This window comes from Burkholderia sp. HI2761 (assembly GCF_002223355.1).
Taxonomy (GTDB): domain Bacteria; phylum Pseudomonadota; class Gammaproteobacteria; order Burkholderiales; family Burkholderiaceae; genus Burkholderia.
Window position 1 is genome coordinate 42,431 of record NZ_NKFN01000005.1, and the last position, 14,076, is coordinate 56,506.

Sequence of the window (14,076 nt, forward strand, 5' to 3'; positions counted from 1 at the left end):
AAGGCCGCACGGGGCGTTTCGAGGCTGCGCGACGCGCGGCGCTTACGAGCGTTGCGGGTTGACCTTGTCGTCCTTCGAATGCAGCTTGTTCAGCGCGGAAATGTACGCTTTCGCGGAGGCGGCGACGATATCCGGATCGGTGCCGACGCCGTTGACGATCCGCCCGCTCTTCGACAGCCGGACGGTCACTTCGCCCTGCGCCTGCGTGCCGGTCGTGATCGCGTTCACAGAGTACAGCAGCAGCTCGGACCCGCTGCCGACTTCGCCCTCGATCGCATTGAACGTCGCATCGACCGGACCGTTGCCGCGCGCCTCGCCGGTCACTTCCTTGCCTTCGACCGCGAACACCACCTTCGCCTGCGGCTGCTCGCCCGTTTCCGAACGCTGCGACAGCGACACGAACTTGAAGTGCTCCTGCTCCTGCGCGAGCGCCGACTCCTCGGACACGATCGCGATGATGTCCTCGTCGAAGATCTCCGCCTTGCGGTCGGCCAGATCCTTGAAGCGCATGAACGCGGCGTTCAATTCCGCTTCGCTGTCGAGCGATACGCCGAGCTCCTGCAGGCGCTGCTTGAACGCGTTGCGGCCCGACAGCTTGCCGAGCACGATCTTGTTCGCGGTCCAGCCCACGTCTTCCGCGCGCATGATCTCGTAGGTGTCGCGCGCCTTCAGCACGCCGTCCTGGTGAATGCCCGACGCGTGCGCGAACGCGTTCGCGCCGACCACCGCCTTGTTCGGCTGCACGACGAAGCCGGTGATCTGCGACACGAGCTTCGAGGTCGGCACGATCTGCGTGGTATCGATACCGACGTCGAGGCCGAAGTAGTCCTTGCGCGTCTTCACCGCCATCACGATTTCCTCGAGCGACGTGTTGCCCGCGCGCTCGCCGAGACCGTTGATCGTGCACTCGATCTGGCGTGCGCCGCCGATCTTCACGCCGGCGAGCGAGTTCGCGACCGCCATCCCGAGGTCGTTATGGCAGTGCACCGAGAAGATCGCCTTGTCCGAGTTCGGAATGCGCTCGCGCAGCGTCTTCACGAGGTTGCCGTAGAGCTCCGGCACGCCGTAACCGACCGTGTCGGCGATGTTGATCGTCGTCGCGCCTTCGGCGATCACGGCTTCCAGCACGCGGCAGAGGAAATCCAGGTCGGAGCGGCTGCCGTCTTCCGGCGAGAACTCGACGTTGTCGGTGAACTTGCGCGCGAAACGCACCGCGAGCCGCGCCTGCTCGAACACCTGGTCGGGCGTCATCCGCAGCTTCTTCTCCATGTGCAGCGGCGACGTCGCGATGAACGTGTGGATCCGGAAGCTCTCGGCCGGCTTCAACGCATCGGCCGCGCGCTGGATGTCCTTGTCGTTGGCCCGCGCCAGCGAACAGATCGTGCTGTCCTTCACGAGACCGGCGATCGTGTGGATCGCGTCGAAGTCGCCGTTCGAGCTGGCCGCGAAGCCGGCCTCGATCACGTCGACCTTCATCCGCTCGAGATGCTTCGCGATGCGGATTTTCTCTTCCTTCGTCATCGACGCGCCGGGCGATTGCTCGCCGTCACGCAACGTCGTATCGAAAATGATCAGCTTGTCTGTCATGGGGGGCTCCAGGGCTCTTTTATACGGAAGTCAAACGTAACGAGATCGCGCCACCGCTGGCGACGTTCAACAACAGACGAGGCTTGAGACGGAGGGCGAGAACGGTCAGCGCGGCAGGCGCGCCAAAGCTAGCGCGCGTAGCGGCGCACCGGCTAGAAGGAGGGGGAGGCGGGGAAATGCAGTCATGCCAAAGACTATAGCGACATTCCGCTGGCCGCGCAATCGGACGGCACCCCGGAATCGACGCGGCCCGGCTCGAAAAAGGGGCAAATGAAAACGGCGGCCCCTGAACTGACCCCACGAAGTTGGACGGTTAAAATCTAAGCGGCCGAGGGCTGAGTCCTGTATTGCACGGGACTCAGCCCGTTTAATTTGAGCTTGATGCGTTCGTGGTTGTAGTAGTGAATGTAGCGGCTCAACGCATCTCGCAACTGCTCCACGTTCGTAAAGCGCGCCAGCCGATAGCACTCGGATTTCAGCGTGCCGAAGAAGCTCTCCATGGCTGCGTTATCAAGGCAGTTACCTCTGCGCGACATGCTCTGGGTGAGCGCATGCTGCTTCAACAACCGACGGTAGGCGGGCATCTGATACTGCCAGCCTTGATCCGAATGCAGTAACGGCCGTCCTTCATCATCGAGCTTGGCCACCGCCTTCTTCAACATGCCGCTGACCAACTCGAAGCTCGGGCGCTCATCCATTTGGTAAGCGACGATCTCCCCGTTGTACAAGTCCATTACCGGCGACAGATAGAGCTTTTGGCCCCCTACATTGAATTCGGTCACGTCGGTCACCCACTTCTGATTCGGGCGTTCAGCATCAAACTGCCGCCGCAGTAGATTTGGGGCAACGCGGCCGACTTCGCCTCGCCAGGAACGATATCTCTTCGGGCGTACCAGAGATTTCAACTGCAGTTGTCCCATCAACCGCTGCACGGTCTTGTGATTGATCGCGTGTCCCGCTTGCCGGATCACTGTCGTGATTCGCCGATAGCCGTAACGGCCCTTGTGGTGGTCGTACACGCTCCGGATCTTCACTTTGAGATCCGCATACCGATCGCCAGCATCCAATACCTTGAGTTGGTAATAGAACGTGCTGCGTGCCAGACCTGCCGCCTTCAGTAACGCGGCTACCGGATGGCATTGCCTAAGCTCACGTATTATTTGCGTTTTTTCCTGGGCGCTGTCTGCTTCTTTGATTGCAGCAGCGCATCGAGCTTTTTTAGGTATGCCACCTCCGCGCGCAAATACACGATTTCCTTGAGCAGTTCCTCGCGGCTCGGCTCTTTCTGCGCGGCATCATCGGTAGGCTTCGGTGGCGGCAAGGTGGTCATCTTCGGGGGACGTCCTCGGCGACGAGGCATCAAGGCTTCTATACCGCCCTCATGATACAGGCGCTCCCAAACCGGGATGCTCCGTTCATTGCGAATGCCGAATATCACCGCCACTCGGGCATATGACAACTCATCGCGCCACATCCGTTGGAGCACCGATAGCTTGAATCGCGCGTCGTAGTGGCTGTGCTTCTTGCTCAGTCCGTCTTCGCCATGCTCGCGATAGCTCGCCACCCAACGTCGGACCATCGTGCTACCCACGCCGTAACGATGCGCAAGTGTCTTGGTCCCAGCCTCTCCAGCCAGGTATGCCTGAACCACCTGACGTCGGAAACGTTCGTCGTACTTCGTCATGAAAAACACCCCAAAGGTTGGATCTAGTCCAACTTTTGGGGTGCAGTTCACCCGAGGCCGCCGTTTCCGGACAAATCGCGTGCGGGCGTCAGTGATCGCGCTGCGACGAGCGCGCCGGATTCGCGCGCCCGCGCACGGCCATGTAGGCCCAGAACACGTAGCCGGACAGCCCGTACAGCACGAACAGGCAGAACAGCATCAGCGGCGGATCGGACGACACGAGCACGAACGCGACGACGACGAGCAGGATCGCCGCGAACGGCACGCGGTGCCGCACGTCGAGCGCCTTGCCGCTGTAGAACGGCGCGTTCGACACCATCGTCACGCCCGCGTAGATCGTCAGCACGAACGCGACCCACGGCAGCCAGCCGAGCTTCATCGGCACGCGGTTGTCGGTGGCAAGCCACACGAAGCCCGCGATCAGCGCGGCGGCGGCCGGGCTCGGCAGCCCCTGGAAGAAGCGCTTGTCGACCACGCCGATGTTCGTATTGAAGCGCGCGAGGCGCAGCGCGGCGCCCGAGCAGTAGACGAACGCGGCGAGCCAGCCCCAGCGGCCGAGATCCTTCAGCACCCACTCGTACATCACGAGCGCGGGCGCGACGCCGAACGACACCATGTCCGACAGGCTGTCGAACTGCTCGCCGAACGCGCTCTGCGTATGCGTCATGCGCGCAACGCGCCCGTCCATCCCGTCGAGCACCATCGCGACGAAAATCGCGATCGCCGCGATCTCGAAGCGCACGTTCATCGCCTGCACGACCGCGAAGAAGCCGCAGAACAGCGCGGCGGTCGTGAATGCATTCGGCAGCAGGTAGATGCCGCGCGTCTTCAGGAACCGCTGGCGCGCGGCGCGGCGGCTTTCGAGCGGCGCCTGATCGGGCGCCATTATCTTGTTGCGGCGGAACGGGCGTGGCGTCTGGCTGGAGCCGTTGCGCGGCCGACGCGGTTTGAATGCGGCCATCGTGCGCCCCGCCCCTTACTGCTCGAGCTCGGCGAGGATCGTCGACGACGCGTAGACCTTCTCGCCGATCGACACCTTCGCGCGGCTGCCAAGCGGCAGGTACACGTCGACGCGCGAACCGAAGCGGATGAAACCGTAGCGCTGCCCGCGCGACAGCGGCTCGCCGGCACGAACGTAGCAGAGAATCCGGCGCGCGACGAGGCCCGCGATCTGCACGGCGGTGACGGTCTTGCCGCTCGCCGTCTGGATCACGACCGCATTGCGCTCGTTCTCGGTCGACGCCTTGTCGATCGCCGCGTTCAGGAACGCGCCCGGGAAGTACTCGACCTTGCTGATCGCGCCATCGACCGGCGAACGCTGCGAATGGACGTTGAAGACATTCATGAACACGCTGATCTTCAGCGCTTCGCGGTTCGCGTACGGATCCTGCGCGGTCTCGACCGCGACGATACGGCCGTCCGCCGGGCACAGCACCGCGTTCGGCTGCGCCGGGATCGGGCGTTGCGGATCGCGGAAGAACTGGACGACGAAGGCGAGCAGCAGCCAGAACGGCCACGCGAAGCCGAAGCCCCCGACGGCATGGATCAACAACGCGATGACGGCTGCAATCGCGATGAACGGCCAGCCTTCGCGCGCGATGATCGGATGAGGATAGTTCATGGATTCGTTCTGTGTTCGGTGAATTGCAAAGCCCGTAGCATAACAAAAGCCGCCCGGGGCACTGCTGCCTTCGGACGGCTTTTTGATGCCGGCCCTCCGTTCGAAGGGCCGGAACAGCACGTGGTGCTTAGTTCTTCGTCTGGTCGACGAGCTTGTTCTTCGCGATCCACGGCATCATCGCACGCAGCTTCGCGCCAACCTGCTCGATCTGGTGCTCGGCCGTCAGGCGGCGGCGCGACTGCAGCGTCGGCGCGCCCGCCTTGTTCTCGAGAATGAAGCTCTTCGCGTACTCGCCCGTCTGGATGTCGGTCAGGCACTGCTTCATCGCCTTCTTCGTCTCTTCCGTGACGACGCGCGGGCCGGTCACGTACTCGCCGTACTCGGCGTTGTTCGAGATCGAGTAGTTCATGTTCGCGATGCCGCCTTCGTAGATCAGGTCGACGATCAGCTTCAGTTCGTGCAGGCACTCGAAGTACGCCATTTCCGGCGCGTAGCCGGCTTCGACCAGCGTCTCGAAACCCGCCTTGATCAGCTCGACGGTACCGCCGCACAGCACGGCCTGCTCGCCGAACAGGTCGGTTTCGGTTTCTTCACGGAAGTTCGTCTCGATGATGCCGGCACGGCCGCCGCCGTTGGCCGCCGCGTACGACAGCGCGATGTCGCGTGCCGCGCCCGACTTGTTCTGCGCAACCGCGATCAGGTGCGGCACGCCGCCACCTTGTGCATACGTGCCGCGCACGGTGTGGCCCGGGGCCTTCGGCGCGATCATGATCACGTCGAGGTCGGCGCGCGGGATCACCTGGCCGTAGTGGACGTTGAAGCCGTGTGCGAATGCCAGCGCCGCGCCCTGCTTGATGTTCGCGTGCACTTCCTTCGCGTACACGTCGGCGATCTGCTCGTCCGGCAGCAGCATCATGACGACGTCCGCGCCCTTCACCGCTTCCGCGACTTCCTTGACCGACAGGCCGGCGTTCTCGGCCTTGCTCCACGACGCGCCGTCCTTGCGAAGGCCGACCGTCACGTTCACGCCGCTGTCCTTCAGGTTCAGTGCGTGCGCGTGGCCTTGCGAGCCGTAGCCGATGATGGTGACTTGCTTGCCCTTGATGAGGGAGAGGTCGGCGTCTTTGTCGTAGAAAACGTTCATGATGGTTCCTTCGCTAATTCAAAAATTCAACAATTCGTTCGGATGGAGTACTGCGGGCCGGGACATGACGGCGCACCCGGCGTGCCTCATTGGCAATTTCGGCATCACACCTTCAGGATGCGCTCGCCGCGTCCGATGCCGGAGCTGCCGGTGCGCACGGTCTCGAGGATCGCGCTGGCGTCCAGCCCCTGGATGAATGCGTCGAGCTTGTCGCTCGCGCCCGTCAATTCGATCGTGTAGGTCTTTTCGGTCACGTCGATGATGCGGCCGCGGAAAATGTCCGACATCCGCTTCATTTCTTCGCGCTCCTTGCCCACTGCACGTACCTTGATCAGCATCAGCTCGCGTTCGATGTGTGCACCGTCGGTCAGGTCCACCACTTTCACCACCTCGATCAGGCGGTTCAGATGCTTCGTGATCTGTTCGATCACGTCGTCGGAGCCAATGGAAACGATGGTGAGCCGCGACAGCGATTGGTCTTCGGTCGGCGCCACCGTCAAGGTTTCGATGTTGTAGCCGCGTGCGGAAAACAGGCCGACCACGCGCGACAGCGCGCCCGGTTCGTTCTCCAACAGGACGGAAATGATGTGTCTCATGTTCGCTTCTTCCAGAATGTGTCCGTGTCGATTCACTCGCGCCGCGCGCCGCCGCGTGCCGCACCGCCCTTCGTGAAGGCGGCCGCATCGGGCCGGGCGCGCGTCGCGCCGTTACAGATCTTCCGATCCGAGCAGCATCTCGGTGATGCCCTTGCCGGCCTGTACCATCGGCCAGACGTTTTCGGTCGGATCGGTCTGGAAGTCGAGAAACACGGTGCGGTCCTTCAGGCGCAGCGCTTCCTTCAGCGCCGGCTCCACATCCGAAGTCTTTTCGATCCGCATGCCGACATGGCCGTACGCTTCGGCGAGCTTCACGAAGTCAGGCAGCGCATCCATGTACGAATGCGAATAGCGCTTGCTGTATTCGATCTGCTGCCACTGGCGGACCATGCCGAGGTAGCGGTTGTTCAGCGAAATGATCTTCACGGGCGTGTCGTACTGCAGGCAGGTCGACAGTTCCTGGATGCACATCTGGATCGAGCCTTCGCCCGTGATGCACAGCACGTCGTCGTCCGGATGGGCCATCTTGACGCCCATCGCCGCCGGCAGGCCGAAGCCCATGGTGCCGAGGCCGCCGGAGTTGATCCAGCGACGCGGCTTGTTGAAACGGTAGAACTGCGCCGCCCACATCTGGTGCTGGCCGACGTCCGAGCACACGAACGCATTGCCGTCCGTCAGCTCCCACGCCTTCTCGACCACGTACTGCGGCTTGATGATCTCGCTTTCGCGGTCGAACTTCAGGCAGTCCTTCGCGCGCCAGCCTTCGATGTCCTTCCACCATTGCGCGAGCGCTTCGGTGTCGGGGCCGTGCTCGGCCGTCTGCAGTTGTTCGATGAGTTCCTTCAGCACTTCCTTCACGTCGCCGACGATCGGGATGTCGACCTTCACGCGCTTCGAGATCGACGACGGGTCGATGTCGATGTGAATGATCTTGCGCGGGCGCGACGCGAAGTGCGCCGGGTCGCCGATCACGCGATCGTCGAAGCGGGCGCCGATCGCGATCAGCACGTCGCAGTGCTGCATCGCCATGTTCGCTTCGTAGGTGCCGTGCATGCCGAGCATGCCGAGGAATTTCCTGTCCGACGCGCGATAGCCGCCAAGGCCCATCAGCGTGTTCGTGACCGGGTAGCCGAGCAGGTCCGCGAACTGGTTCAGTTCACGCGACGCGTCGGCGAGGATGATGCCGCCACCCGTGTAGATGTACGGGCGCTTCGCCGTCAGCAGCAGCGACACGGCCTTGCGGATCTGGCCCGAATGGCCCTTCGTGACGGGGTTGTACGAACGCAGCGATACGCTCTTGATCGGCTCGTACTGGCACGGCGTCTTCGAGATGTCCTTCGGGATGTCGATCAGCACCGGGCCCGGACGGCCGGTGCGGGCGATATAGAACGCTTTCTTGACGGTTTCCGCGAGGTCGCGCACGTCCTTCACGAGGAAGTTGTGCTTCACGCACGGACGCGTGATGCCGACGGTGTCGCATTCCTGGAACGCATCCTGACCGATCGCGGCCGTCGGCACCTGGCCGCTGATCACGACCATCGGGATCGAATCCATGTAGGCCGTTGCGATGCCGGTCACCGCGTTGGTGACACCGGGGCCCGACGTCACGAGGCAGACGCCGACATTGCCGGTGGAGCGCGCATACGCATCGGCTGCGTGCACGGCCGCCTGTTCATGGCGCACCAGCACGTGCTGAATCTTGTCCTGCTTGTACAGCTCGTCGTAGATGTAGAGAACCGAGCCGCCGGGATAGCCCCAGATGAATTCGACGTTTTCGTCGGCCAGTGCCTTCATGAGCACGGTACCGCCGATGGAGTCGCTATCGGGAGGGGAAAGGGGTTCCGACGTGGAGAATTCCGCGCTGGGCATGTTCATTTTGACCTTTCGAATTTTCGGCAAAAAATTGATCGGGTGCTCTCTGCCGGGCTTGTGGCTCGGGTTCAAGCGGCGCGTCCAGTTTGAAGGGCGGGCTTCTTGGGCCAGCCTCAAATGAGACCATCACTTCATGTTGCGAACCGCCGACAATAGCGGCTCACGATTGAGCCGTCAAGCAAAATATCCCGCAGCGCATCATGCGCGCCGCCCGGCGCCCCGCCGGCGCGGTCCGCGCGCAACGTGCGGCGCCCGACCCGCTGCCAAGTCGGACGAAAATTTGATAGCATCCGCGGGTTTTACGAAATTTTTCGACCTTTTACACCACGCAGCGGGCCGCAGCGCATACCTTCACGGAATGGCATCAGACAAGGAACTCGCCGACTTTCTGGCGGGCGTCGAAAGGCGCGCGTTCAAGCAGGCTGCGTACGCCGTACGTGACGACGATGCATCGCTCGACATCGTGCAGGACGCGATGATCAAGCTCGCTGAAAAATACGGCGACCGGCCGGCGGCCGAGCTGCCGCTGCTTTTTCAGCGGATCCTGCAGAACGCGATCCACGACTGGTTCCGCCGGCAGAAGGTCCGCAACACGTGGGTGACGCTCTTCTCGTCGCTGAACAACACCGACGACGACGACTTCGACCCGCTCGAAACGCTCGAATCCGCGGACGACAACGCGGGCGTCGAGAGCAGCGAGCACCGCCTCGAGAGAGAGCAGGTTCTGGCCCTGATCGACGAAGAAATCCAGAAACTTCCGACGCGTCAACGGGAAGCGTTCCTGATGCGTTATTGGGAAGATATGGATGTCGCCGAGACTGCCGCCGCGATGGGGTGCTCCGAGGGCAGCGTCAAGACGCACTGCTCGCGAGCCACCCACACTCTGGCGCAAGCGCTCAAGGCCAAAGGAATCACGCTATGAGCTCCGCTCCCGCAAACCGAGAACACGAATTCGCGCTGAAGGTGCGCCGCGCGCTGGACGAGCGCGCGGCCGCCCTGCCTGCCGCGACCACCGATCGGCTGGCCGTCGCCCGCCGGGCCGCGCTCGCGCGCAAGAAGCCCGAAGCCGCGACCGCGCCGGTGTTCGTGCCGGCCTTCGCCGGCGCGGCCGGCGCCTACGGCCTGACGCCCGCGAACCACGCGCCGACCGGCCGCCCGCACGCGTCGCTCGCGCGCCGGCTGCTGCGCGCATGGCCGCTCGCGTTGCTGCTCGCGGGGCTCGTCGGCATCGCGTACTGGGAAGACATGCAGCGCACCGCCGAACTCGCCGACATCGACGCGGCGATGCTCAGCGACGACCTGCCGCTCAATGCGTATCTCGACCACGGGTTCAACGCGTATCTTTCGCGCGCTCACTAACAGACAATAACGAGGGGATCGTACGGGTGAGTCAGAAGCGCGGCCTGGCCGTATTTTTCGGATGCGTGATCGCGATCGCCGTTTCGTACGTCGCCACGTATCCCCGATTCCACCCGGCCCCCGCAACGGCTCCCGTCGCGACCACCAGCACCGCCGCGCCCGCGTCGACCGCGACCGGGCTGACCACCGAACTCCCCCCGCTGCCCCTGCCGCTGCCGGCCGCCGCCGGCCCGCTGTCGTGGGCGCGCCTCACGCCGGCGCAGCACGCGGCCCTCGCGCCGTTCGCCGATCAGTGGGACGGCTTCAGCGACGCCCGAAAGCGCAAATGGCTGAAGATCGCATCGCGTTTCGCGAAGTTGTCGCCGGATGACCAAAAGCGGCTGCAGGAGCGGATGACCGAATGGGCGAAGATGACGCCCGAGCAGCGCCGCGTCGCGCGCGAGAACTACCAGAGCGCGAAGGAGCTGTCCGCGCAGGCGCGCGAGCGCGCCTGGAAGGCCTACCAGCAACTCCCCGAGGAGCAGAAGGAACGGCTTGCCGCCGCCGAGCGCCGCCGCAAGCCGAGTGTCGTCAGTGCGCCGCCGACCGTCGCCGACCGTGACGTGCGCCGCCTCGTCAACGCGCACGAACACCCGGCGAGCGGCGCGGCCGCTGTCCCGGCGCCCGCGTCGGCCGGCGCCGCCGCGCAGCCGGTGCCCGCGTCGTCGACGTCCGGCACCGCATCCGCACCGGCCGCCGTGGCGCCGGTGTCGCCCGCCGACGCGCCTTCGCTGTTCAAGGGCTCCTGAGCGGCCGTGGCGAACGCCCGCGCGCCCGAGACCCAGGCCGCCGCGCCATCCGTACGGCGGCGCCTCGCCGCGCTGCTCTACGAAGGCGTGCTGCTGTTCGGCGTCGTGTTCTTCGCCGGGCTCGCATTCAGCCTCGCGACCCAGCAACGCAACGGCCTCGTCCATCACAACCTGCTCGCCGCGTGGATCGCGCTCGTCGTCGGCGCGTATTTCGTGTGGTTCTGGACGCACGGCGGCCAGACGCTGCCGATGAAAACCTGGCGGCTACGGCTCGAATCGTCGAGCGGCCGGCCGCTGAGCGCCGGCCACGCGCTCGTCCGCTACGTGCTCGGCTGGCTGTGGTTCCTGCCACCGCTCGCGCTGCACCCGCTCGTCGGCCTGCCGGTACCCGTCACGCTCGCGCTCACCGCCGCATGGATCGTCGCGTGGGCCGGTGCCGCCCGGTTGCACGCCGATCGCCAGTTCCCGCACGACCGGATCGCGCGCACGCGCGTCGTCGCGATCCCGCGCTGACGCGCGGCTTTCGCCAGACGAAAGCCGCGCGTTCGGCGCGCCCTCGTCGAGCCGGATGGCCTTGCCGGACAAGCGACGACCGCTCAGTGCGGCAGGTTACTCAACACCTGTCCATTCACTGCTAAACACCCTTCAACGGTCGTAATAAGAACGTCTCGTGACTGTCATGGCACAGTCACGCCCGCATGGCGCAATGCCGGTACTGTCAACCGGCGCGAGTCATGCATGGGCCAGAAAACGTCCGCGACCTCACTGTTTCGTCATCCCATCGGCGCTCGCGCCGCCACTGCGTTCCTGTCCGGCTCGGGGGCAACCGACGGCGTGGTGTCGCAAAAACCGCCCGTCGCGCACACCACGCAGCACGAGGACCCCGAGCCGTCCGCCCATCGCTACCGCACCATCTGGCTGTCCGACATCCACCTCGGATCGAGCGGCTGCCAGGCGCCCTACCTGCTGGATTTCCTGCGTCACAACGACTCGGAATACCTGTACCTCGTCGGCGACATCATCGACGGCTGGCAGTTGAAGAAAGGCTGGTACTGGCCGCAGGCGCACAACGACGTCGTGCAGAAAATCCTGCGCAAGGCGCGCAAGGGCACGCAGGTGGTCTACATCCCCGGCAACCACGACGAAGGCGCGCGGCAGTTCTGCGATCTCGCGTTCGGCGACATCCAGGTGCGTGGCGAGGCATTCCACACGACGCTCGCGGGCAAACGTTTGTGGATCGTGCACGGCGACCTGTTCGACGGCGTGATCCAGCACGCGAAATGGCTCGCGTACCTCGGCGACACGCTCTACACGCTGATCCTCGTGCTGAACCGCTGGTTCAACCGGATCCGCAGCCGGCTGGGCTTCCAGTACTGGTCGCTGTCGCAGTACCTGAAGCACCAGGTGAAGAACGCAGTCAACTTCATCTCGCAGTTCGAGACCGTGATGACCGACGAGGCCCGCCGCCGCGGCTGCGACGGCGTCGTGTGCGGCCACATCCACAAGGCCGAGATCCGCGACATCGACGGTGTGCTGTACTGCAACGACGGCGACTGGGTCGAAAGCCTGTCCGCGCTCGTCGAAACGATGGAAGGCGAACTGAAGATCGTCTACTGGACGGTGATGCGCTCCGCACCGTCGGAGATCACGTCGCGCAAGGCCAAGGCCACTGCCTGACTCAACCCTATTTACAGGACATGCCGCGATGAAGATCATGATTGTCACCGACGCGTGGGAACCGCAGGTCAACGGCGTCGTGCGCACGCTGAAGAGCACGTCGCGCGAACTCACGGCGCTCGGCCACCGTGTCGAACTGCTGACGCCGCTGGAATTCCGCACGGTGCCCTGCCCGACCTACCCCGAGATCCGCCTGTCGATCCTGCCGTACCGCAAGCTGCGCGCGCGGATCGATGCGTTCGCACCCGACGCGCTGCACATCGCGACCGAAGGCCCGCTCGGCATGGCCGCCCGGCGCTATGCGCGCGCGCGCAAGCTGCCGTACACGACCGCCTATCACACGCGCTTTCCGGAATACGTGCAGGCGCGCTTCGGCATTCCGCTCGCCGCGACCTACCGCTTCCTGCACTGGTTCCACGGCCCGTCGCTCGCGGTGATGGCGCCGACGCCGGTCGTCAAGGAGGACCTCGAGAAATTCGGCTTCACGAACGTGGTGCTGTGGACCCGCGGCGTCGATCTCGACATCTTCCGGCCGATGGAGTCGAAGGTGCTCAATACCGCGCGGCCGATCTTCCTGTACGTGGGCCGCGTCGCGATCGAGAAGAACGTCGAGGCGTTCCTGCGCCTCGATCTGCCCGGCTCGAAGTGGGTCGCGGGCGAAGGCCCCGCGCTCGCGGAACTGAAGTCGCGCTACCCGGAGGCGAACTATCTCGGCGTGCTGTCGCAGGCCGAGCTCGCGAAGGTGTATGCTGCGGCCGACGTGTTCGTGTTCCCGAGTCGCACCGACACGTTCGGCCTCGTGCTGCTCGAGGCGCTCGCCTGCGGCACGCCGGTGGCCGCGTATCCCGTCACGGGCCCGATCGACGTGCTCAGCGGAGGCGGCGCCGGCGCGATGCACGAGGACCTGCAGGAAGCCTGCCTCGAGGCGCTGAAGATCGAACGCACGACTGCGCGCGCGTGGGCGGAACGCTTCTCGTGGCGCGCGGCATCCGAGCAGTTCGCGTCGCATCTGAAGCCGCTGCCGAAGACCGCGTACTCGCCCGCCGAAGGTGCCGCCGTTTGAAACGAGACCTGAACGACAAGATCCCGCCCCCCGCCGCAACGCCGCCACGGCACCACCCGTTCGACGAGGAAGAGCCGCACGCCGAAACGGACGCGCATCCGCACGAGCCGCTCGGCCCGGACGATCAGCTGACGCCGCTGCCGCCGAACCCGTACAAGCGCCACCGCGGCATCACGCGCGCGTGGTTCGCGCTCAAGCATTCGCTGAACGGCTTTCGCGTCGCGATCCGCGAGGAAAGCGCGTTTCGCCAGGAGCTCACGCTCGCCGCGCTGATGCTGCCGATCGGCGCATTCGCGCCGGTGCCGGCCCCGTCGCGCGCGCTGCTGATCGCGTCGGTGCTGCTGGTGCTGATCGTCGAGCTGCTGAACTCGAGCGTCGAAGCCGCGATCGACCGCATCTCGCTCGAGCGCCACGAACTCTCGAAGCGCGCGAAGGACCTCGGCAGCGCGGCCGTGACGGTCGCGCTGTTCGCGTGCGTGACGACCTGGGGCTTCGTGCTCGGCCCGGTCGTCGCACGCTGGCTCGGCTTCTAGGCATCCCCACGCGCCCGCCCCGCCGCCCGCGTGCGGCGCTGCACCATGCGCCGCGCGGGGCCGCAATCACGAAATGCCCCGATGTGGCGAAACCCCGGTTTATAATCGTCCGCTAGACATAGAACAGCAACCCGCGCCGGACGAATCACGCA

At 64.8% G+C, this 14,076-nt stretch carries 14 protein-coding genes; 7 read left to right on the plus strand and 7 right to left on the minus strand.

Annotation, left to right across the window (positions count from 1 at the left end):
* Positions 1-42: 42 nt before the first annotated feature.
* The 7 genes from CFB46_RS15940 to CFB46_RS15975 form a co-directional block, all read right to left on the minus strand.
* Positions 43-1,587: a 2-isopropylmalate synthase gene (locus CFB46_RS15940; protein ID WP_027784993.1), complete on the minus strand. Its 1,545-nt coding sequence runs from the start codon at positions 1,585-1,587 to the stop codon at positions 43-45.
* A 320-nt stretch (positions 1,588-1,907) separates the two neighbouring features.
* Positions 1,908-3,271, minus strand: a protein-coding gene (locus CFB46_RS15950) for an IS3-like element ISBmu5 family transposase (protein WP_089499319.1) whose coding sequence is annotated in 2 segments (ribosomal slippage) — positions 1,908-2,809 and positions 2,809-3,271 — 1,365 coding nt in all. Because the reading frame shifts where the segments join, the coding sequence is not laid out codon by codon here.
* Between the two features lie 88 nt (positions 3,272-3,359).
* Positions 3,360-4,232, minus strand: coding sequence for a CDP-diacylglycerol--serine O-phosphatidyltransferase (gene pssA / locus CFB46_RS15955; RefSeq protein WP_027784994.1), 873 nt, complete (start codon positions 4,230-4,232; stop codon positions 3,360-3,362).
* A 15-nt stretch (positions 4,233-4,247) separates the two neighbouring features.
* A complete protein-coding gene (locus CFB46_RS15960; RefSeq protein ID WP_027784995.1) occupies positions 4,248-4,892 on the minus strand; it encodes a phosphatidylserine decarboxylase in 645 nt (214 codons plus the stop codon).
* Between the two features lie 127 nt (positions 4,893-5,019).
* On the minus strand, positions 5,020-6,036 hold the full coding sequence (gene ilvC, locus CFB46_RS15965) for a ketol-acid reductoisomerase (protein WP_027784996.1): 1,017 nt from the start codon (positions 6,034-6,036) through the stop codon (positions 5,020-5,022).
* 104 nt (positions 6,037-6,140) lie between these two features.
* Positions 6,141-6,632: an acetolactate synthase small subunit gene (ilvN, locus tag CFB46_RS15970; RefSeq protein ID WP_006750445.1), complete on the minus strand. Its 492-nt coding sequence runs from the start codon at positions 6,630-6,632 to the stop codon at positions 6,141-6,143.
* A 111-nt stretch (positions 6,633-6,743) separates the two neighbouring features.
* Complete coding sequence (locus CFB46_RS15975) at positions 6,744-8,507, minus strand: acetolactate synthase 3 catalytic subunit (protein WP_027784997.1); 1,764 nt, start codon at positions 8,505-8,507, stop codon at positions 6,744-6,746.
* A gap of 355 nt (positions 8,508-8,862) precedes the next feature.
* Between CFB46_RS15975 and CFB46_RS15980 the strand changes: the two genes are divergently transcribed.
* The 7 genes from CFB46_RS15980 to CFB46_RS16010 all read left to right on the plus strand — a co-directional run bounded on the left by CFB46_RS15980 (position 8,863) and on the right by CFB46_RS16010 (position 13,924).
* Entirely contained in the window at positions 8,863-9,426 is a 564-nt protein-coding gene (locus CFB46_RS15980) for an RNA polymerase sigma factor (protein WP_027784998.1), read from the plus strand.
* Positions 9,423-9,863, plus strand: coding sequence for a DUF3619 family protein (locus CFB46_RS15985; protein ID WP_027784999.1), 441 nt, complete (start codon positions 9,423-9,425; stop codon positions 9,861-9,863). Before CFB46_RS15980 ends, CFB46_RS15985 begins: the two co-directional genes overlap by 4 nt.
* A 26-nt stretch (positions 9,864-9,889) precedes the next feature.
* Positions 9,890-10,651: a DUF3106 domain-containing protein gene (locus tag CFB46_RS15990; RefSeq protein WP_089500461.1), complete on the plus strand. Its 762-nt coding sequence runs from the start codon at positions 9,890-9,892 to the stop codon at positions 10,649-10,651.
* 6 nt (positions 10,652-10,657) lie between these two features.
* On the plus strand, positions 10,658-11,164 hold the full coding sequence (locus CFB46_RS15995; protein WP_089500462.1) for an RDD family protein: 507 nt from the start codon (positions 10,658-10,660) through the stop codon (positions 11,162-11,164).
* Between the two features lie 225 nt (positions 11,165-11,389).
* Positions 11,390-12,328 carry a UDP-2,3-diacylglucosamine diphosphatase gene (locus CFB46_RS16000; protein WP_089500463.1) on the plus strand — a complete coding sequence of 313 codons (939 nt, stop codon included), beginning with the start codon at positions 11,390-11,392 and terminating at the stop codon, positions 12,326-12,328.
* 28 nt (positions 12,329-12,356) lie between these two features.
* Positions 12,357-13,391 (plus strand): glycosyltransferase family 4 protein, encoded by a 1,035-nt coding sequence (locus tag CFB46_RS16005; protein WP_089500464.1) that lies wholly within the window; start codon positions 12,357-12,359, stop codon positions 13,389-13,391.
* Positions 13,388-13,924 carry a diacylglycerol kinase gene (locus CFB46_RS16010; RefSeq protein ID WP_089500465.1) on the plus strand — a complete coding sequence of 179 codons (537 nt, stop codon included), beginning with the start codon at positions 13,388-13,390 and terminating at the stop codon, positions 13,922-13,924. Before CFB46_RS16005 ends, CFB46_RS16010 begins: the two co-directional genes overlap by 4 nt.
* Positions 13,925-14,076 lie beyond the last annotated feature (152 nt).

What these genes read in the sequence shown, in the direction of transcription:
- CFB46_RS15940 (WP_027784993.1), bottom strand. Translation starts at nt 1,587, where the DNA reads ATGACAGACAAGCTGATCATTTTCGATACGACGTTGCGTGACGGCGAG.
- pssA (WP_027784994.1), bottom strand. Translation starts at nt 4,232, where the DNA reads ATGGCCGCATTCAAACCGCGTCGGCCGCGCAACGGCTCCAGCCAGACG.
- CFB46_RS15960 (WP_027784995.1), bottom strand. Translation starts at nt 4,892, where the DNA reads ATGAACTATCCTCATCCGATCATCGCGCGCGAAGGCTGGCCGTTCATC.
- ilvC (WP_027784996.1), bottom strand. Translation starts at nt 6,036, where the DNA reads ATGAACGTTTTCTACGACAAAGACGCCGACCTCTCCCTCATCAAGGGC.
- ilvN (WP_006750445.1), bottom strand. Translation starts at nt 6,632, where the DNA reads ATGAGACACATCATTTCCGTCCTGTTGGAGAACGAACCGGGCGCGCTG.
- CFB46_RS15975 (WP_027784997.1), bottom strand. Translation starts at nt 8,507, where the DNA reads ATGAACATGCCCAGCGCGGAATTCTCCACGTCGGAACCCCTTTCCCCT.
- CFB46_RS15980 (WP_027784998.1), top strand. Translation starts at nt 8,863, where the DNA reads ATGGCATCAGACAAGGAACTCGCCGACTTTCTGGCGGGCGTCGAAAGG.
- CFB46_RS15985 (WP_027784999.1), top strand. Translation starts at nt 9,423, where the DNA reads ATGAGCTCCGCTCCCGCAAACCGAGAACACGAATTCGCGCTGAAGGTG.
- CFB46_RS16000 (WP_089500463.1), top strand. Translation starts at nt 11,390, where the DNA reads ATGGGCCAGAAAACGTCCGCGACCTCACTGTTTCGTCATCCCATCGGC.
- CFB46_RS16005 (WP_089500464.1), top strand. Translation starts at nt 12,357, where the DNA reads ATGAAGATCATGATTGTCACCGACGCGTGGGAACCGCAGGTCAACGGC.